Genomic DNA, 18,546 nt, shown 5'->3' with positions numbered 1-18,546 from the left:
ATGAAACAAATTGCCTGGATAATATCTCCGCCGGCAAAGGGTTCTGGCGGCTTTCGAACCATCTGCAGCAAGGCTTCCTTTCTAGATTCTCGTGGATATGAGAACTACTTTTACATTATGCCGGGCTGTGAAGCATACAAAAGTGCTCATAGAGTTCAGGCCGAAATAAAGGATTGGTTTGATTATTCGCCTAAAGAAGTTCTTGTGGCACCGAGTGTGCCCGAGGATTTTTTTGCAGTAATCGCCACCGCTTGGAATACGGCGCACTTTGCATCTATGCAGAAGTGCGCCCATAAGTTCTACTTCATTCAGGATTTTGAACCTTGGTTCTATCCGATGGGGGAGATGTATCTAAATGCCGAAGCAAGTTATCGTTATGAACTAAACCCCATAACGATAGGCAGATGGCTTTCTAAAAAAGTTGAACCCTATTATTCGCATGAAGTCCCATATTGTGATTTTGGCGTTAGCGATATATATACTGCGCAGGAACAAAATCTAAGCAGAGAGTATGCCGTCTGTGCTATCTATCAATCCAATAAGGATCGACGTTTGTCTGGCATGTTGCTTGATGCAATTAAATTGCTTCTCAAGCTCGACGATGCAGTTGTCGTTTATTTATACGGCGAAGACGCAATGCCTCCCATTCATGATCCACGCGTACGCGGCCTCGGCATCTTGACTGCTGATGAATGCGCCTCGCTTTATGCCAAGTGTGTTGCCGGCGTATCGTTGAGCGTGACTAATCCCTCTCGCCTGCCTTTCGAAATGCTTGCATCGAAGCTCTCGGTAATTGAAATAAACCGTGAGAATAACCTACTCGACTTTCCGGAGGGCACCATCCACCTCGCTGAGCCCTCTGCTTGTGGCATTGCTTCTTCTATTCTTGAGGCTCTTTCAGGCTCAAAATGCGATTCGCCTAATAGATTTAGCTGTACGTCGATTAAGCGTGAAAATGAAATGTTCTTCGAGGCCTTTACGCGTTATCTGAATGAAGAGCCATCCTTGGCTAGCGGGAAGTCCGCCTTCGGGAATGTGCCAAAAACTGAAGAACAAAGTAAGGTCTTCTTGCTCAGCGATCGTCTTGCTGATGCTCGATTGCTATCGTCTGCCATGTCTCAAACGCTTATCCAAGCTTCTTCTGTTGATTTGACTGTGCGTTTTGAGTCGTCTTTGATGCCTGCGGATGTTCGCGCAGTTGTTTGGCGCGCCCTTGATCAGTCTGATATTCGCTGGATTAGTCTTGAATCTAGGGACGGCCATTTTGCGGGGCATGTTCCGCTGTTTTTAAATGATGATGAAGAGGCCTATCTTCGCATTCATATATACTCTTTTGCGGAAGACGGCAAAAATCCGCTTTGCGTCGCCGAGCTAAGCCAACTTGTCTGTCTTTCGCCTTCTCGCAACGCTCATCCTGTTGTTCGTTCGGTTGAAAGTGGCGCATGCAGCGTGTCTGCCGTTTTTAACCTATCTGATGAATATTGTGAACCGTGTCAGCCTTCTGCATCGACGGGTGTCGTTGGCGGTCACGTTGCTCTACTCAAACGTTTATTTCGGAGAAACTAATGGCGCGCTTTAACCAATGGACTCAGCTACTTAAAGCCTCTGCGACATCACGCAGGCACGATGAAAAATCCGATGGTGTTAAGCAGGAACGCTATCTCCTTTTGGATACGGCTATGGGAAGCGAGAACTCTGGTGACCATGTGATCATGGATGCCTGTGGCTGTATCGCGGATCAAATCTTTGGTGCTGCGTTGCCCCATGTGGCAACGCACTATTATTCCAAAGAGCTTGAAATGTATCCTGAACACGTAAAGCTGTTGTGCGGCACAAATATTCTGTATACGCATATGGCTGATCAGCAGCAATGGGCGCTTGCCAAGCGGTTGGGCAATAATAGAAACGTTGTTTTGTTCGGCGTGGGCATGTCTGACATTGGGGTGGACGATGCGATCGACGCCTATACAAAGAAGTTCTATAAAACCTTGCTATCCGATGAATATCTTCATAGTGTTCGAGATGAAATGACTAAGAAGAGGCTTAACTCTATTGGCATAGAGAATGTTCTTAATACCGCATGTCCGACCATGTGGTCGTTAACCCCATCTAAGCAACTTGAGATTTCCTCTAAGCGTTCTAAAAACGTTGTTACGTCAATTACCGATTATTGTTTCGATGCGGAACGTGACCGTAAGATGCTGGAATTGCTGTCGTCGGAATACGAAAAGGTAACGATCTGGGTTCAAGGAAGCCATGATGTTGATTGGTGTCTTGATCAAATAGCCGATCTGACGCAATTTAATGTTATTGGCCCCAATATCGAAGACCTTAATCGTGTAATTGAAACCGAGGAATTTGATTATGTGGGGACGCGTCTCCATGCGGGCATTCGCTGTTTAAATGGAGGACATCGCTCCCTAATCATTGCAATTGATAATCGAGCCCGTCAGATCGGTGAGGATACGGGGCTTCCCGTTCTTGAACGCGAGGACGGCTATCTCCTTAAAATAGCTGATTGGATAAACCATCCCGTTAAAACTGAGATTAATCTTCCCTGGACGAGCATCGATAAATGGAAGAAACAGTTTAATTAGCTGTATTCCTTGGCTATTGCTTTCCCTGTTTCTTATCGTGTGATGCCTTTGGCGTTTCCCCGATTATCCAACCCATATTTGTGACTCGAATTAGATTCGTCAACATATAGGCGACTGATCCAAATCCAATCAGGTTAATTGCTGCCATCGCCATTGGGGCTATGTTGGGCCAGTAGGTAAAAGAAATGTAAACCAGTGGAGAATGAAAAAGATATATTCCCATACTGTTTTTGCTAATCTTTTCGGTTAGTAGGTTTGCCTTTTGGGGGATGACGCAATAAATTGATGCAACCGCCATGCATGTAAGGGCGGTGGAAGCAATGGGGGGCACAACTTGTTTTAGTAAGTTTACAAGGAATAATAGTATTAGGACTATTGATAGGCTTTTACGCCTTTTATAACTCTCGAACCATTTGTTTGCTTCCAAGTAGTGGATTGTTAGGCCAAGCGCAAACCATATCGCATTTGCTTCTGCCAAATTGATATACCTGTTCGCTGATGGTATTCCAAAATGGTAAAGATAAATTGAAGCGCCGAAAACTATCGGAACCTTAAAACTTGTTAGAGGGCTCTTTTCGAGTATTTGAAAGATGCACGACGTGGTTGCTGTAATGAAAAAAAGAGTCGGGAGAAACCAAAGGTGACCGTTGTCTTCGCCCAACAGAATTGATTTAAAGATGATGTGCGATATAGTTTGGCCATTGTAATAGGGATACTTAACGAGCATCCTGATGGGGAAGAGCCAACATATTCCAATCATGATATAGGGGATAATTAAGCGTTGAGCTTTTTTAATGATCTGACTGATAAAATCGCTTGATCGATTCCAGCTCCATAAAAAACAAAAGCCAGATAACGAAAAGAACAAGGGCATCTGGATTCCGTTTATTAAGAATTTGAGATTATCCAACAGAATTGATTTTTGTTCAGTTGGATAATATCCCCACGCACTTGAATACAGAATAATGCTGTGGCCTAGGACTACAAGGAATATTGCAAGGGCCCTCACGTTCGTTATGTCGTCTCTACGGGTTGTGTCCTTGCGGTTGTTCATCAATTGCTTCTTTCGTTAATATTGAGAAGGATTAACTTAATAGAATATCAAACTCTTACTAACCGCTCGATTTATAACTATTTTCGATTGTAGAGGACGGAATATATGAAAGGCATCATCCTCGCCGGCGGGTCCGGCACGCGCCTGTACCCGCTCACGCTCGTGACCTCCAAGCAGCTGCTGCCGGTCTACGACAAGCCCATGATCTACTACCCGCTGTCCACCCTCATGCTGGCGGGCATCCGGGACATCCTGGTCATCTCCACGCCGACGGACCTCCCCAACTTCGAGCGCCTGCTCGGGGACGGCTCGCGCTACGGCGTGAACCTCTCCTACGCCGAGCAGCCGAGCCCCGACGGCCTGGCGCAGGCCTTCACCATCGGCGAGGAGTTCATTAACGGCGAGCCGTGCGCCCTGGTGCTGGGCGACAACATCTTCTACGGCAACGGCCTGTCGCGCCACCTGACGCGAGCCGTCCAGAACGCAGAGTCGGGCAGGGCCACGGTCTTCGGCTACCACGTGGACGACCCGGAGCGCTTCGGCGTCGTGGAGTTCGACGGCGAGGGCAGGGCCGTCTCCATCGAGGAGAAGCCCGCCGAGCCCAAGAGCTCCTACGCCGTCACCGGCCTGTACTTCTACCCGGGCGACGTCGCCGCCAAGGCCCACGAGGTCAAGCCGTCGGCCCGCGGCGAGCTGGAGATCACCGACCTTAACCGGATGTACCTGGAGGAGGGGACGCTGTCCGTGGTGACCCTGGGCCGCGGCTACGCGTGGCTGGACACCGGCACCATGGAGAGCCTGCACGAGGCCGCTGAGTTCGTTCGCGCCGTGGAGCACTCCCAGGACCTGCCCGTGTCCGTGCCCGAGGAGATCGCCTGGGAGAACGGCTGGATCACGACCGCCGAGCTGGAGGAGGCCGCCGAGGCCTACGGCAAGTCGGTCTACGGCCGGCACCTGAAGAAGGTCGCCGCCGGCGAGATCGTCAACAGCCCGCGCGAGTATTAGCGCCGGCTTGTTTTCTTTTAGGGGCCACCGTTTATCTGGTGGCCCTTTTCGTTATGATTACGTTGACCATAAAGACAATATGATTGGGAGTGGATGTGTTAAGCGTCTACTTTGGCGATATGCCAGAAGCGATTTACAACACAGCGACATATTTCAAAAACTCTTACCGGTCTTCTTGGATTACGGATCCCTATGCAGTCTCGATAATTAAAGATGTCGATCGATCGGATGTTGTCTCCGAAAACCTCATCGAAAGCCCTGTGCTTGGGTCCATTTCCCCACTCCAGCTTTCTGGTGGCGTGAAAACGCTGCTGCTTATGAGATTTGATCGTAAGCATATTTTTAACGCTTCTACCTGTGGTGATAACTGTGCCAAGTGGATTCTCGATATGGCGAAAGACCGCAAGCTCGTTGTGAATCTCTATCATGTGATGGACTTTGGCCGCGAGGATTTTAAAATTAAAGTCGTGAATAGCGGCCGAATCGTTCACAACATGGCCGAATTGATTCACGAGTCGATTCCGTATCTGTAGGTGCTGCTTATGAACGGTTCGCATCTCGTTAAGATTTCCCGCCGCAGGGGAACCAAGTACACATTTACCATCAAGCGGAACATCACTATTGTGCGTGGCGATAGCGGCACGGGTAAGACGACACTGTTTGACATGGTCGCAGACTACATGCGAACGGGCGAGCAGTCGGGTGTTTCCTTGCAATGCGATTGTCCCTGTGTCGCCCTGACCGATTATGATTGGCGAAACCAGCTTTCGTCCGTTCATGACTCGATTGTATTTGTCGATGAGGGCTTAAAAGAGATTCATTCTGATGAGTTTGCCCATCATGTGCTGTATTCCTCGAATTATTTCGTGCTGATCTCAAGGGCTGATTTCCCTAATCTTCCGTATAGCGTGGATGAGATTTACAAGATTAAGACGAGCGGAAAATACCATTCTTTCGTCCCTGTTTATCAAGATCGTGGGAATCATCGTTATGCTATTTCCCGGTCGGCGCCAAAACAGGACTTTTCTATCCTTCTATGCGAGGACAGTAAGTCTGGTTTCCAGTTCTTTGAACGGCATTTCGCTGACAGTGAGCTTTCCTGTGCTTCTGCCATGACGAACAGCGCGATTTTGGGCTGGTTGGATCAGCATCTCGACGATCGCGTGTTTGTTGTTGCGGACGGAGCGGCATTTGGGTGCTATGCGGACCGTGTCCTTAAGCTGCAAGACATTCACCGCGATGCTGTTACGGTTTGTCTTCCCGAGTCGTTTGAGTGGCTTCTGCTGAGCTCCGGCGTAATTTCAGGGTTAGATGCCAAAGCGGTTTTGCAAGAGCCGGAAGCGTTTGCAGACAGTGAGAAGTTTAAAAGCTGGGAGGACTTCTTCTATAAGTACTTACGCGATAAAACTGGGAATTCGGTCTTCCGGTATGACAAAGACAGCATTCCGGAAGCTTTTTGTGGGGGAAGTAATTCTGCGAAGGTTATGGCTCTTATCGCATGCCGAAATGTCCGATAGTTTTGTTGAATAGTGTCGCGGCGTCACTTCCTGCGGCATACTAAAGAAGCTGTACTTGCTTCAGATTGGATTTTCATGTCTGAGATTTTTGAACCTAAGAACATCATCGTCACGGGCGGCTGCGGCTTCATCGGCAGCAACTTCGTGCACTACGTGGTGAAGAACCACCCCGAGGTACACGTCACCGTCCTGGACAAGCTGACCTACGCCGGCAACCCCGAGAACATCGCCGGGCTGCCCGCGGACCGCGTGGAGCTCGTCGTGGGCGACATCTGCGACGCCGAGCTTTTGGACCGCATCGTCCCAGGCCACGACGCCATCGTGCACTACGCCGCGGAGTCCCACAACGACAACTCCATCGCCGACCCCGAGCCGTTCCTGCGCACCAACGTGGAGGGCACCTTCCGCCTGCTGGAGGCCGTGAGGAAGTACGGCATCCGCTACCACCACGTCTCCACCGACGAGGTCTACGGCGACCTCGCGCTCGACGACCCGGCGAAGTTCACCGAGGAGACGCCGTACCACCCGTCCTCGCCGTACTCGAGCACCAAGGCTTCCTCCGACATGCTCGTGCGCGCCTGGGCCCGCACCTACGGGCTTCGCACCACGATCTCCAACTGTTCCAACAACTACGGCCCCTACCAGCACGTGGAGAAGTTCATCCCGCGTCAGATCACCAACATAATCGACGGCGTGCGCCCCAAGCTCTACGGAAAGGGCGAGAACGTCCGCGACTGGATCCACACCGAGGACCACTCCTCGGCCGTCTGGGACATCCTCACGAAGGGCGAGATGGGGGAGACCTACCTCATCGGCGCCGACGGCGAGAAGAACAACATCACGGTCCTGCGCATGATCCTGGAGGCGATGGGACGCGACCCCGAGGACTTCGACTGGGTCGCCGACCGCCCCGGCCACGACCGCCGCTACGCCATCGACTCCACCAAGCTCCAGCGCGAGCTCGCCTGGAGGCCGGCGCACACCGACTTCGCCGAGGGCCTGAAGGCCACCATCGACTGGTACGTGGAGAACGAGTCCTGGTGGCGCCCGGCCAAGGAGGCCACCGAGGCCCGCTACCGCGCCCAGGGGCAGTAGGCCGAACCCCGGCGAACCGCACCGCGGGGCGCCCGCGCGGGGCCGCAGGGCATGGGGATGATCCTGCGTCCCCGCGCGGGCGCCCGCAACCTGAACCTCTTCGATAGGAGCTTTTCCCATATGGCAGACATCGCATTCGAGAAGGACCTCTCCGTCGCCGAGACCGGCATCGGGGGCCTCAAGGTCGTCGACCTGGCCGTCCACGGCGACTCGCGCGGCTGGTTCAAGGAGAACTGGCAGCGCGCCAAGATGACCGCCCTGGGCATCCCCGACCTCAGGGTCGTCCAGAACAACATCTCCTACAACGACAGCCGCGGCGTCACCCGCGGCATCCACGCCGAGCCCTGGGACAAGTTCATCTCGGTGGCGCGCGGCTCGGTCTTCGGCGCCTGGGTGGACCTGCGCGAGGGCAGCGCCACCTACGGGAAGGTGTTCACCTGCACGCTCGACCCGAGTAGGGCCATCTACGTCCCGCGCGGCGTGGGCAACTCCTTCCAGGCCCTGGAGGACGGCACCGCCTACACCTACCTGGTGGACGCCCACTGGTCGCTGGAGCTCAAGAGGACCTACACCTTCGTGAACCTCGCCGACCCCGAGCTCGCCATCGAGTGGCCCATCCCTCTCGACGAGGCCACCGTCTCCGAGGCCGACCTCAACCACCCGATGCTCGCCGATGTCGTCCCCATGGCGCCGAAGCGCACCCTCGTCACCGGCTGCAACGGCCAGCTGGGCCATGCGGTCCGCGCGCTCGCCGAGGAGCGCGGCGTGGCCAAGGACTTCGACTTCTGCGACATCGACACCTTCGATATGTCAGACCCGGACGCCTACACACAGTACGACTGGTCGCTCTACGGCACCGTGATCAACTGCGGCGCCTACACCGCCGTGGATAGGGCGGAGACCGCCGAGGGCCGCGCGACCGCCTGGAAGGCCAACGCCACCGGGCCGGCCCTCCTCGCCCGCACATGCTCTGATCACGGGATCACCCTCGTCCACGTGTCCAGCGACTACGTCTTCGACGGCACCGCCGAGGTGCATGACGAGGGGGAGCCCCTCAGCCCGCTGTCCGTCTACGGCCAGACCAAGGCCGCCGGCGACATCGCCGTGGCCGGGTGCCCGCGCCACTACATCATGCGCTCCAGCTGGGTCATCGGCGAGGGCCGCAACTTCGTCAAGACGATGAAGGGCCTGTCCGACCGCGTCGCCGACCCCGAGGACGGGCTCGAGCAGGTCACGGTCGTTGACGACCAGCTGGGCCGCCTGACCTTCACGCGCGACATGGCCGAGGCCATCTTCCACGTGCTGGGGACGCACGCCCCCTACGGCACCTACGACTGCACCGGCTCCGGCACCGTCAAGTCCTGGGCCGATATCGCCCGCGCCGTCTTCGAGGCCGCCAACGGCAACGGGGACAGGGTCGTGCCGGTATCGACCGCCGACTACTACGCGAGCGCCGAGGGCCCCGTCGCCCCGCGCCCGGTCCACTCCGCGCTCGACCTGTCCAAGCTCGAGGCTGCCGGCTTCCACATGCCCGACTGGGAGGAAGAGCTGGGGGAGTACATCAAGACGCTCTAGCCGCTATTAACTTTTCGAGAGTAAAAGCCGCCGTTCTTTAACGGCGGCTTTTCTTGTTGGTGGCTATCTGCGCAGTGGTGCCAATAGTATTTTGCGGAAGATCTACCTCTCGCTTGGCATGGAAGTAGGGTGGCCGGGCTGGTCGTCGTAGGCGTATTTGCTGTACACGTTGACCTCCCACTGCTTTTTTTCGACCTTTGCTACAGAATCTAGGATGAAGCCGGTCGCAAGGCTCAGGCCGCACAGGAACATAAACGAGGCGGCGAGCACAGCGGTGGGGAAGCGCGGGACGAGGCCGGTCTGGAAATATTCGACAACGATGGGCATGCCCAGGGCGAGGCCGAATACCGCGAACAGAAGCGCAACGAGGCTGAAGAACTTCAGCGGGCGGTAGTCCTTGAACAGCGTGCCGATCATCGCAACGACTTTAATGCCGTCGCTCACGGTGTTGAGTTTGGACTCGGAACCCTCGGGACGGTCGCGGTACTCGATGGGCACATCTTTGATGCGCCAGCGGTGGTCGACGGCGTGGATCGAGAGCTCGGTTTCGATCTGAAAGCCCTCGGAAAGCACTGGGAAGGTTTTAACGAACGGGCGGCTCATGGCGCGGTAGCCTGTCATGACGTCATCGAAGCTGTAGCCATAGATCCACTTGATCATGGCGCGGACCAGATTATTGCCAAAGCCGTGGAAGGCACGCTTGTTCTCCTCGGCGTAGGTGCCGTTGGAAAGGCGATCGCCTACGGTCATGTCGGCCGTGCCGTTAAGGATGGGCTCGCAGAGGGCCTTGGCCGCCTCGGCGGGGTAGGTGTCGTCTCCGTCGACCATCAGGTAGCAATCGGCGTCGATATCGCGAAACATCTGGCGGCACACGTTGCCCTTTCCCTGACGGGGCTCAAAGCGGACTGTGGCGCCGTGCTCGGTGGCAATGCGTGAGGTATCGTCCGACGAGTTGTTGTCATAGACATAGACCGTCGCCTGCGGAAGTTCGCGGTGAAAGTCGTCGATGACTTTGCCGATCGTGAGCGCTTCGTTGTAGCAAGGGATGATGACGGCGATGGATTCAGAATTCACTTAATGCTCCTTATACATTCAATCCTAGAAAGTATAGCCGTTTGGGCCTGGCATCCTAAGATGTGGGTTAGTTCTCCAGTTTTGTTGCGCGAATCGTTTGCATGGCCGTCGGGTCTATACTGTTCGTTTGTCAACGATTACGAGTAAAGGAGTTGCATCCGTGTCGGATCAGACAAAGCAACAAGAAACTCGCAGTCTGCCTGCGACGTTTGCTAAGAACGAATTTGAGAAGGACGCGTTTATCCTTCGTCAGCTGGTTACCAAGGATTTTAAGATCAAGTATCGCCGTAGCGTTCTGGGCGTCGCATGGTCGGTGCTCAACCCGCTGCTGATGATGATCGTCATGGCCATCGTGTTCTCGACGATTTTTGGCCAGGGCCGCAATGGCTCAATGACGCCCGAGATGTACCCGCTGTACTTGATCGTGGGTAACATCACCTTTGCCGTCATGTCTGAGTCTACTAACCAGGCCCTGACGTCGATCGTGGGCGCTGCCCCTCTGCTCAAGAAGGTTAAGGTGCACCGCTGGGTTTTCCCGGTGCAGAAGGTGCTCTTCTCGCTGGTCAACTTTGCCTTCTCGCTGGTCGCCGTCGCCATCGTCATGCTGTGGTTCCGCGTTATGCCTTCTTGGCACCTGATTCTGTTGCCGGTCTGCCTGCTGCTGCTTATGTGCTTCTGCATGGGCCTGGGCATGATGCTCTCTGCCCTTACGGTCTTCTTCCGCGACGTTATGCATCTGTGGAGCGTCGTCATTACGGCGTGGACTTACATTACGCCCATCTTCTGGACGACTGACTATATTGCGCAAATGCCGCATCTCGTGCGTATCTTGATGTATGCGAACCCCATGTTCAACTACCTGCAGTTTATGCGCGATATCTTCCTGTTCCAGACTACGCCCTCGCTTATGACGTTTGGTATGTGCGTCGCTTGGGCGGTTCTTGCGCTTATTATTGGCTATACCGTGTTCCATAAGTCCGAGCGCAAATTTATCCTCTACATCTAAGGAGTGCTGTGATGACTGAATCTGTTGTTGATTACAGCGAGCAGCCTCTGGCTGTCGAGGTCGACGACGTCACCATGATCTTTAACATGGCGTCCGAGTCGCTGACCAACCTCAAGGAGTACTTCATTAAGCTTGCCAAGCACGAGCTGTTCTTTGAGGAGTTTAGGGCGCTTAAGCACATCTCGTTTGATATTCATCGCGGCGAGGTTGTGGGTCTGGTCGGCACCAATGGCTCCGGCAAGTCTACGATGCTCAAGATTATCGCTGGCGTTCTTGAGCCTAGCGAGGGCAGCGTTAAGGTGCACGGTAACATCGCGCCGCTGATTGAGCTTGGCGCCGGCTTTGACCCCGAGCTGACCGCCCGCGAGAACATCTATCTGAACGGCGCCCTGCTCGGCTATACCAAGGAGTTCATCGACGCCAACTTTGACGGCATTATCGAGTTCGCTGAGCTGCAGAACTTTGTCGATATGCCGCTTAAGAACTTCTCTTCGGGCATGGTGGCGCGTATCGCCTTTGCAATCGCGACGATTACCGAGCCCGATATTCTGATCGTTGACGAGACGCTGTCCGTCGGTGATGTGTTCTTCCAGCAAAAGTGTGAGGCCCGCATCCAGCACTTTATCCAGAGCGGCGACGTGACGGTTCTGTTCGTTTCGCACTCTATGGAGCAGGTTGAGCGCATCTGCCAGCGTGCCGTTTGGATTGAGAAGGGTGACCTTCGCATGGACGGCCCGGTCGATGAGGTCTGCAAGGCGTACCGCGAGCAGTTCAACTAGGTTATAATTACTTGCGCCTGACAGGCTTGTGTTTGCTTGGGCGTGCGGTTATTTGCTCCATTAGCTCAGTTGGATAGAGCAGGGGACTTCTAATCCCAAGGTCGACGGTTCGAATCCGCCATGGAGCACCATCGTTTATTAAGCCCAGACCGCTTGGTGGTCTGGGCTTTTTTCATCTTGTGTGTTGCTGGAGCCGAGCGCGAGCAAGCCGCTGCTGTTTGTTGGGGTTGGCATTTTACTTTTCGAGATGCTCTTTCAGCAGCTCCAACGCGTGGGCGTAGCCCTTCAGGCCCTCTCCGGTGATGGTGGCGAAGCAGGCCAGACGGGCGTAGCTCACCTGGCGGAAGTCTTCGCGGGTCTCGACTGCGCTAATGTGGACCTCCACAGCCGGGATGGCGACGGCTTTGAGCGCGTCCAGGATGGCCACGCTTGTGTGCGTGTAGGCGGCCGGGTTGATGACGATGCCGTCGACCTTTCCGTAAGCCTCCTGGATCTTGTCGACGATGCTGCCCTCGTGGTTAGACTGGAAGACCTCGACCTCGTCGAAGCCCTGTGCGGCACCCGCTTCCTGGCAGATCTGCACTAAGCGATCGTAGTTGTCGCTGCCGTAGATGCCTGGCTCGCGAATGCCGAGCATGTTGAGGTTGGGGCCGTTAATGACGAGTGCTTTCATGGTTGCTTCCTTTGCAGTTGAAAAACCACCACAAAGGTGCCTGCCCCCTTTGTGGTGGTTTTGGTTAGAGAGCGGGTGGGAGGGTGTCGAGGAGGGCATGGGCGGTGTTGGCGGCGCAGTCGCGTGAGTCGATGATGTAGTCGGCCCAGGCGCGGTAGCGCGGCATACGCTGCTCGGCCAGCTTGTCGATGCCGTCGCGCGCGGTGATGGGGCGGCCCTTGTGGGCGAGCTCGTCGAGCTTGCGGTTGAGCATCACGATTTGGCTGTTTTGGTGCAGCAGAGGGTAGTTCTCGTCGCGCGTAACCACGCCGCCGCCGGTGGAGAGCACCAAGCCGCTGCGCTTGGAGATGTCGGCCAGCGCTGCCGTCTCCTGCTCGCGGAAGGCCGCCTCGCCGCACTTGATGATAAAGTCGGCGCAGGGCATGCCCAGGCGCTCCTCGAGGGCGCGATCGAGATCGATGTGCTCGCGGCCCGTGAGCTGGGCGATCTGCTCGCCCACGCGGGTCTTGCCCGAGCCCGGCATGCCGATCAGCGCGATGTTCTGTTCGCGGCGTGACAGGCGCTCCGTTACGTCCAGGATCCTCTCGCGCGGGGTGGCTTTGCCGGTATAGCGCTCGACAGCTTGTGCCGCCTGGGCAACAAGCATAAGCAGGCCGCCGATGCAGGGGATGCCGCGGCGCTCGGCCTCGAGCATCAGGCCCGTGCGGGCGGGGTTGTAGACAATGTCGATGACGCCCTCGAGCGCATCGAGGCCTTCGAGCGTGCAAGGCGCGTCGGGGCAGTGGGGGAACATGCCGGCAGGCGTGCAGTTGACGAGCAGGGCGGCGTCGGACTGCTGCGCGATGTTGCTGTAGTTGACTTCGCTCGTGCGACCCACGGGTACGACGATGGCGCCCATGTCTCCCAGCACCATACTTGCCGTGGTGCCGGCGCCGCCGGTGGCACCGAGCACGAGGGCCTTCTTGCCGGCAACCTCAACGCCCAACTCCTCGACCAGGCACCGAAAACCAAAGTAGTCGGTGTTGTCGCCGCGCAGGCGACCGTCAGGTAGGCGTGTGATGGTGTTGACGTTGCCCATGCGCTCGGCCAGGGGACTCAACTCGTCCAGGTAGTCCATGACGGCGCGCTTGTAGGGGATGGTCACGTTGGTGCCCTCCCATTCGTCGCCGGTCATAAAGGCCTGGAGGTCCTCGGGCTCGCGCTCAAAGCGCACGTACTCAAGCCCCGCGAGCTCCTTGTAGATGGTCGGGGTGTAGCTGTGGCCCAGCACACGGCCCAGTACGCCGTAGGGACGGGTTGCGGCGGTATCGGTCATCTAGAGCACCTCCGTGTAGCTGCCAAAGTAGGTGAAGCTCTCGCATACGTCGTCGATGGAATCGAGCAGGTCGTCGAGGGCCTTGCTGCCAAAGGGGCAGTCCAGATCAAAGTAGAACATAAACTCAAAGTCGTGGCCGGGGATGGGGCGGCTCTCGAGTTTGATGAGGTTGATGTTGAGCGCGTAGAAGCGCTCGAGCACGCGATAGAGGGCACCCGGCTCATTGGCCGTGGTGATCATGAGCGAGGTACGGTTGGCACCGGGATAGACGCGTGGCTCGCGGCTGATGACGACAAAGCGTGTGTAGTTGTTGTCCGAGTCCTGGATGTTGGACTCCAGCACCTCCAGGCCATAGAGTGTCGCGCAGCTGCGCGATGCGATGGCGGCAACATCGGTGCGCCCGGAGCTGGCGACCATCTCGGCCGACATGGCGGTGTTGGGGTACTTGGTGGCGTGCAGGTCGTGGGACTCGATAAAGCCGGCACACTGGGCAATGGCTTGGCCGTGGCTGTAGACCTCGCGCACGTCGGCGAGCTTAGTGCCGGGCTTGACGAACAAGTTGTGGTCGATCTTGAGGCGAAGCGAGCGCACGATGTGGAAGTCGAACTGGGCGAGCAGGTCGTAGACGGCGTTGACCGAGCCGGCGGTGGAGTTCTCGATGGGCAGCACGCCAAACTCGCAGAAGCCGTCGCGCACAGCGCGCATAACGCCTTCGAAGGTCTCGAAAAACGCGATGTCGGGCACGTCGAAGAGTTTGCACGCGGCGATTTGGCTGTAGGCACCTTCGACGCCCTGGCAGGCGACGGTTGCCGTCTGGGGGAAGGGTGTGTCAAAGGCTGCGGCCATGGCATGGGCCTTTTGCGACACCGTGATGCCCTTGAGCTCGTTGATGTAGCGCTGCTGCTCGGCCTTGCTCATGCTCATGAGGAGACGGAACAGGGTGATGGTCTGCGCCTTGTAGCGCTCGGGCGCGCGGCTGGCGAGGTTGTTGAGCTTGGAGCGCTCACGGGCGGGGTCGAAGACGGCCTTGCCCATCTCGATTTTTGACTTGGCTACCTCGGTGGCAATGTCCATACGCTCGACAAAGCTGTTGAGGAGCGTGGTGTCGATGTCATCGATGGCCTGGCGAATATCGGCAAGGTCCATAGGGACCCCTTTCGTGAATGGTTGCCTGGGGTAGTTAATTTGGGACGGGGCTTTTTTAGCTACCCTTTGACTGTCGGCGAATTGATGGGTGCCAGGGCAAATATCAACTGGCATATGGGGGTAGCTAAAATAGCCCCGTCCCAAATTAACTACCCTTGGGGTGGGTGGACTAAAGCTGGGCGGCGTCCTCTAGGAGGGCGTCCCAAATCGCGAGGGCGGCGGCTGCTTCGGCTACAGGGACGGCGCGCGGGACGATGCAGGGATCGTGGCGACCGTGGACCGAGAGTTCGACATTTTCCATGGCGTCCATGTCTACGGTCTGCTGCTCGCGGCCAATGGAGGGCGTCGGCTTTACGGCCATGCGCCACATGACGGGCGCGCCGGTGGAGATGCCGCCCAGGATGCCGCCGGCGTTATTGGACTCGACCTCGATCTCGCCGGTCTCGGCATCGATGCGATACGGATCGTTGTTCTCGCTGCCGCGCATGGCGGCCACGGCAAAGCCCATGCCAAACTCCACGCCCTTTACAGCGGGAATGCCAAAGGCGATTTGCGCGATGCGGTTCTCGATGCCGTCGAACATGGGGTCGCCGATGCCCGCGGGAAGCCCGTAAATGCCGCACTCCACGATGCCGCCGATGCTGTCGAGCTCGTCGCGCGCGGCCAGAATCTCCTCGCGCATGCGGCCGGCTGCGGCGGCGTCAATGCACGGCAGATCGTTCGTAAGGATTGCCTTGCGGTCGGCCTCGCGATAGACCATATCGTCCATCGGCAGGTCGGAGATGCCGCCGATCTGCGCGACGTGCGCCATGACCTGAATGCCGCGGGCCTCAAGTGCCTGCAGCGCAATGCCGCCGGCGATGCATAAGGGGGCCGTTAGGCGGCCGGAAAAATGCCCGCCACCAGCGACATCGTGCATGTTGTGATACTTCACGCGCGCAGGGAAGTCCGCATGTCCGGGACGGGGCTTGCGGCGCAGCTCGGTGTAATCATTGGAGCGCGTGTTGGTGTTCTCGATAATCGCGGCGATGGGCGCGCCGGTGGTATGTCCATCGATCACACCGGCGATGATATGCGCGGCGTCGGCCTCGCGGCGTTTGGTTGCGGTCTCGTCGCGGCCGGGGGCGCGACGGTCGAGGAAGGTCTGCAGCTTCTCCTGGTCCACGGCGATGCCCGCCGGGATGCCATCGAGCGAGCAGCCGATAGCGGGGGAGTGCGATTGGCCGAAGATGCTTAAGTGCAAGACGTTGCCAAAGGTCGAGGACATGCTATTCCTCCTCGAGTGTGACCTTGCCGCCCAGCAGGCGGTAGTGGTCGAAAAAATCGGGATAGGACTTGTTGACGGCCTCGGCGCCGTGGATCACGACCTCGCCGGTGGCACGGCTCGCGGCGATGGCGGCCATCATGGCGATGCGGTGGTCGTTGTGCGAATCGACCTCGCCGCCGGTAAAGGCATCGACGCCCTTGATGATGAGGTCGTCGCCGGCAATACGCACCTGCGCGCCCAGCGCGGTGAGCTCGCGGGTGGTGGTGGCCAGGCGGTCGGATTCCTTGATACGCAGGCGGGCGCAATCGCGGATAAAGGTGCGGCCCTGTGCCAGCGAGGCCACGGCCGAGATAACGGGCACCAGGTCGGGAATGTCGTGGGCGCTCATCTCAAAGCCGGCGAGCTTGTCGGACTGCACGGTGGCGGCGTTGGTGGAGCGCACGATGCGGGCGCCAAAGCGCGAAAGCGCGGCAAGCACGTTGCGGTCGCCCTGTGCGGAGCTCAGGGACACGCCCTCGACGGTGATGGGGTCGGTGCCGATAGCGCCGGCACACAGCCAAAAGGCAGCGTTGGACCAGTCGCCCTCGACGGCCACGCTGCCGGGCGTGCGGTACGAGCCGCTGCTCACGCGGAAGTTCGTGACCTCGGGCTGGCCGTCCTTGGCCGGAATGCGCTCGACGTTGACCTCAACGCCAAAGGCCTTCATGGCCTGGATCGTTAGGTTGATGTAGGGGCGGCTCTCAATGAGGCCAGTCACCTGCACACAGGAGGGCTGGGCGAGCAACGGGGCTGCCAGCAGCAGGCCGGAGATATACTGCGAGCTTACGTTGCCCGGCAGCACAAAGGTGCCCGGGCGCATGCGTCCGCTTGTCTTGAGCGGAAAACCGCCCAGACCCTGTAGGTCGCAGCCGGCGGCGATAATCTCGTCCGAGAGCGGGGACAGCGGGCGGGCGCCAAGGCGGCCCTGGCCCACGAAGGTGGCATCCGCACCCAGCGCGCAGGCGACGGGCAACATAAAGCGGAGCGTGGAGCCGCTTTCGCCGCAGTCGAGCGTGCCGCCGGCAAGGGCCTTGAGCAGGCCAAACTCAACACTCTTCATAGTGGGATGGACCTGGAAGCCATCCTCGACGGTCTCGATGCGAGCGCCCAGTGCCGTAAGGCAACGCACCGTAGCCTCGATGTCGGCGCAGGTGGTGTTGCAGGTAACGTGCGTCTCGCCGTTGGCAAGCGCGGCGCAGATGATGAGGCGATGCGCCATCGACTTGGACGCGATGGCGGGAACGGTGCCCTTAAGCGGGGACGGGGTGATGCGGGCTAGCATGCGAATGCGTCTCCCTTCTGGCCGAGGCCCTCGGCAATGAGTTCGTGGAAAGTGGAAAGCGGCGTGCGGTCGATGCTGCAGCGGCCGATGCCGTGCGGAATCACCAGGTCGATGGTGTCGCCCGCGCGCTTCTTGTCGTGGAGCGCCTCGGCAAAAACGGCATCGGCATCTAGGTCGCAGCGGGTCTTGAGGCCATGGCGGGCGCAGAGCTCCTCGATACGACCGGGCAGTGCAGCATCGCAAATGCCGTGCAGAGCCGCGGCGCGCGTGATGATGCCCATGCCGATCGACACGCAGTTGCCGTGTCCGAGCTCAAAGTGCTCGCAGGCCTCGACGGCGTGTCCGGCGCTGTGTCCAAAGTTGAGGAGCTTGCGCTGGTTGATCTCGCGCTCGTCGGCAACGACCACGGCGCGCTTGATGTCGATATTGCGGGCGATGATGAGCGCTACGCGCGCCACATCGCGGTTGAGCAGCTCCAGCGTGAGTGGGGTCTTCTCCAGCTCGGCGAAAAGCTCCGGGTCGGCGATCACGGCGTGCTTGACGACCTCGCCGCAGCCGTCGGCGAACTGCTCGGGCGTGAGGGTGGCCAGGCACCCCACGTCGGCGATAACCACGCTCGGCTGCCAAAAGGCGCCGGCCAAGTTCTTGCCTGCAGCCAGGTCGATGGCGGTCTTGCCACCCACCGACGAATCCACCATGGCGAGCAGGCTCGTCGGGATCTGCACAAACTTGCAGCCGCGCATGTAGGTGGCGGCCACAAAGCCCGCCACGTCGCCCACGACGCCGCCACCGAGTGCCACGATCACGTCGGAGCGCGAAAGCTCGTGCTCTGCCACAAACTCCATAATGGCAACATAGGTTTCGGCGCGCTTATGGGCCTCTCCGGCCTCGAAGGTGCAGATGCTCACCTCGTAGCCTGACGCCTCCAGGCTCTGCTTAACGGGCATCTGGTAGAGCGGGCCCACGTTGGTGTCCGTCACGATGACGGCCTTGGTACCGCCGGCAGTGGCGCGCACGAGTGGTCCCGCCTGCTCCAGCAAAAACGTGCCAACATGCACCTGGTAGGGGCGTGCAGTGTCGATATCGATGGTAATCGCCATAAGCTTCGGTCCTTTCGACCTG

Annotated in this window: 17 protein-coding genes and 1 tRNA gene; 10 read left to right on the top strand and 8 right to left on the bottom strand. The window is 57.8% G+C overall.

The features are described from left to right. Together LCQ44_RS09210 and LCQ44_RS09205 are read left to right on the top strand one after the other, a co-directional pair. Entirely contained in the window at positions 1-1,566 is a 1,566-nt protein-coding gene (locus LCQ44_RS09210) for a rhamnosyltransferase WsaF family glycosyltransferase (RefSeq protein ID WP_225093667.1), read from the top strand. After that, positions 1,566-2,597 (top strand): polysaccharide pyruvyl transferase family protein, encoded by a 1,032-nt coding sequence (locus LCQ44_RS09205; RefSeq protein ID WP_225093666.1) that lies wholly within the window; start codon positions 1,566-1,568, stop codon positions 2,595-2,597. Before LCQ44_RS09210 ends, LCQ44_RS09205 begins: the two co-directional genes overlap by 1 nt. Positions 2,598-2,610: 13 nt before the next feature. On the opposite strand, the gene LCQ44_RS09200 is transcribed toward LCQ44_RS09205, so the two are convergent. Then, a complete protein-coding gene (locus LCQ44_RS09200; RefSeq protein ID WP_225093665.1) occupies positions 2,611-3,651 on the bottom strand; it encodes an acyltransferase family protein in 1,041 nt (346 codons plus the stop codon). 105 nt (positions 3,652-3,756) lie between these two features. On the opposite strand from LCQ44_RS09200, the gene rfbA reads away from it, so the two are divergent. The 5 genes from rfbA to LCQ44_RS09175 all read left to right on the top strand — a co-directional run bounded on the left by rfbA (position 3,757) and on the right by LCQ44_RS09175 (position 8,843). Then, positions 3,757-4,656, top strand: coding sequence for a glucose-1-phosphate thymidylyltransferase RfbA (rfbA, locus tag LCQ44_RS09195; RefSeq protein WP_225093664.1), 900 nt, complete (start codon positions 3,757-3,759; stop codon positions 4,654-4,656). Between the two features lie 95 nt (positions 4,657-4,751). Continuing rightward, positions 4,752-5,189 carry a DUF4869 domain-containing protein gene (locus tag LCQ44_RS09190; RefSeq protein ID WP_118095008.1) on the top strand — a complete coding sequence of 146 codons (438 nt, stop codon included), beginning with the start codon at positions 4,752-4,754 and terminating at the stop codon, positions 5,187-5,189. 9 nt (positions 5,190-5,198) lie between these two features. Further along, positions 5,199-6,173, top strand: a complete 975-nt coding sequence (locus LCQ44_RS09185; protein WP_117583268.1) for a hypothetical protein — start codon at positions 5,199-5,201, stop codon at positions 6,171-6,173. A gap of 75 nt (positions 6,174-6,248) precedes the next feature. After that, on the top strand, positions 6,249-7,268 hold the full coding sequence (rfbB, locus tag LCQ44_RS09180; protein WP_225093663.1) for a dTDP-glucose 4,6-dehydratase: 1,020 nt from the start codon (positions 6,249-6,251) through the stop codon (positions 7,266-7,268). A 120-nt stretch (positions 7,269-7,388) separates the two neighbouring features. After that, a complete protein-coding gene (locus LCQ44_RS09175) occupies positions 7,389-8,843 on the top strand; it encodes a sugar nucleotide-binding protein (protein ID WP_225093662.1) in 1,455 nt (484 codons plus the stop codon). A gap of 102 nt (positions 8,844-8,945) precedes the next feature. On the opposite strand, the gene LCQ44_RS09170 is transcribed toward LCQ44_RS09175, so the two are convergent. Next, positions 8,946-9,917, bottom strand: a complete 972-nt coding sequence (locus LCQ44_RS09170; protein WP_117654851.1) for a glycosyltransferase family 2 protein — start codon at positions 9,915-9,917, stop codon at positions 8,946-8,948. Positions 9,918-10,077: 160 nt separating this feature from the next. Between LCQ44_RS09170 and LCQ44_RS09165 the strand changes: the two genes are divergently transcribed. The 3 genes from LCQ44_RS09165 to LCQ44_RS09155 all read left to right on the top strand — a co-directional run bounded on the left by LCQ44_RS09165 (position 10,078) and on the right by LCQ44_RS09155 (position 11,833). Continuing rightward, positions 10,078-10,923: an ABC transporter permease gene (locus LCQ44_RS09165; RefSeq protein ID WP_022094778.1), complete on the top strand. Its 846-nt coding sequence runs from the start codon at positions 10,078-10,080 to the stop codon at positions 10,921-10,923. An 11-nt stretch (positions 10,924-10,934) separates the two neighbouring features. After that, the gene (locus tag LCQ44_RS09160; RefSeq protein ID WP_006236046.1) at positions 10,935-11,702 is read left to right on the top strand and encodes an ABC transporter ATP-binding protein; all 768 of its coding nucleotides are present in this window, start codon (positions 10,935-10,937) and stop codon (positions 11,700-11,702) included. A 54-nt stretch (positions 11,703-11,756) separates the two neighbouring features. Next, positions 11,757-11,833 (top strand) — tRNA-Arg (locus tag LCQ44_RS09155). Positions 11,834-11,937: 104 nt separating this feature from the next. Here LCQ44_RS09155 and aroQ read toward each other — a convergent pair. The 6 genes from aroQ to aroB all read right to left on the bottom strand — a co-directional run bounded on the left by aroQ (position 11,938) and on the right by aroB (position 18,524). Next, the gene (gene aroQ / locus LCQ44_RS09150) at positions 11,938-12,375 is read right to left on the bottom strand and encodes a type II 3-dehydroquinate dehydratase (RefSeq protein WP_099431841.1); all 438 of its coding nucleotides are present in this window, start codon (positions 12,373-12,375) and stop codon (positions 11,938-11,940) included. Between the two features lie 64 nt (positions 12,376-12,439). Further along, the gene (locus LCQ44_RS09145) at positions 12,440-13,690 is read right to left on the bottom strand and encodes a shikimate kinase (protein WP_225093661.1); all 1,251 of its coding nucleotides are present in this window, start codon (positions 13,688-13,690) and stop codon (positions 12,440-12,442) included. Next, positions 13,691-14,836, bottom strand: coding sequence for a prephenate dehydratase (gene pheA / locus LCQ44_RS09140; protein ID WP_225093660.1), 1,146 nt, complete (start codon positions 14,834-14,836; stop codon positions 13,691-13,693). It abuts the gene before it with no gap. A 169-nt stretch (positions 14,837-15,005) separates the two neighbouring features. Beyond that, entirely contained in the window at positions 15,006-16,103 is a 1,098-nt protein-coding gene (gene aroC, locus LCQ44_RS09135; protein ID WP_225093659.1) for a chorismate synthase, read from the bottom strand. A 1-nt stretch (position 16,104) separates the two neighbouring features. Continuing rightward, positions 16,105-17,424: a 3-phosphoshikimate 1-carboxyvinyltransferase gene (gene aroA, locus LCQ44_RS09130; protein WP_225093658.1), complete on the bottom strand. Its 1,320-nt coding sequence runs from the start codon at positions 17,422-17,424 to the stop codon at positions 16,105-16,107. Then, entirely contained in the window at positions 17,418-18,524 is a 1,107-nt protein-coding gene (gene aroB, locus LCQ44_RS09125; protein ID WP_225093657.1) for a 3-dehydroquinate synthase, read from the bottom strand. The genes aroA and aroB overlap by 7 nt, the downstream gene beginning before the upstream one ends. Positions 18,525-18,546 lie beyond the last annotated feature (22 nt).

Origin of the sequence: Collinsella aerofaciens (assembly GCF_020181355.1) — a bacterium.
Lineage (GTDB): Bacteria > Actinomycetota > Coriobacteriia > Coriobacteriales > Coriobacteriaceae > Collinsella.
Note: the sequence above shows the minus strand (reverse complement) of the source record. Positions and strands in the feature narration are given on the sequence as shown.

What these genes read in the sequence shown, in the direction of transcription:
- rfbB (WP_225093663.1), top strand. Translation starts at nt 6,249, where the DNA reads ATGTCTGAGATTTTTGAACCTAAGAACATCATCGTCACGGGCGGCTGC.
- aroQ (WP_099431841.1), bottom strand. Translation starts at nt 12,375, where the DNA reads ATGAAAGCACTCGTCATTAACGGCCCCAACCTCAACATGCTCGGCATT.
- LCQ44_RS09175 (WP_225093662.1), top strand. Translation starts at nt 7,389, where the DNA reads ATGGCAGACATCGCATTCGAGAAGGACCTCTCCGTCGCCGAGACCGGC.
- LCQ44_RS09160 (WP_006236046.1), top strand. Translation starts at nt 10,935, where the DNA reads ATGACTGAATCTGTTGTTGATTACAGCGAGCAGCCTCTGGCTGTCGAG.
- LCQ44_RS09210 (WP_225093667.1), top strand. Translation starts at nt 1, where the DNA reads ATGAAACAAATTGCCTGGATAATATCTCCGCCGGCAAAGGGTTCTGGC.
- LCQ44_RS09200 (WP_225093665.1), bottom strand. Translation starts at nt 3,651, where the DNA reads ATGAACAACCGCAAGGACACAACCCGTAGAGACGACATAACGAACGTG.
- aroB (WP_225093657.1), bottom strand. Translation starts at nt 18,524, where the DNA reads ATGGCGATTACCATCGATATCGACACTGCACGCCCCTACCAGGTGCAT.
- rfbA (WP_225093664.1), top strand. Translation starts at nt 3,757, where the DNA reads ATGAAAGGCATCATCCTCGCCGGCGGGTCCGGCACGCGCCTGTACCCG.
- pheA (WP_225093660.1), bottom strand. Translation starts at nt 14,836, where the DNA reads ATGGACCTTGCCGATATTCGCCAGGCCATCGATGACATCGACACCACG.
- LCQ44_RS09185 (WP_117583268.1), top strand. Translation starts at nt 5,199, where the DNA reads ATGAACGGTTCGCATCTCGTTAAGATTTCCCGCCGCAGGGGAACCAAG.
- aroC (WP_225093659.1), bottom strand. Translation starts at nt 16,103, where the DNA reads ATGTCCTCGACCTTTGGCAACGTCTTGCACTTAAGCATCTTCGGCCAA.
- LCQ44_RS09205 (WP_225093666.1), top strand. Translation starts at nt 1,566, where the DNA reads ATGGCGCGCTTTAACCAATGGACTCAGCTACTTAAAGCCTCTGCGACA.
- aroA (WP_225093658.1), bottom strand. Translation starts at nt 17,424, where the DNA reads ATGCTAGCCCGCATCACCCCGTCCCCGCTTAAGGGCACCGTTCCCGCC.
- LCQ44_RS09145 (WP_225093661.1), bottom strand. Translation starts at nt 13,690, where the DNA reads ATGACCGATACCGCCGCAACCCGTCCCTACGGCGTACTGGGCCGTGTG.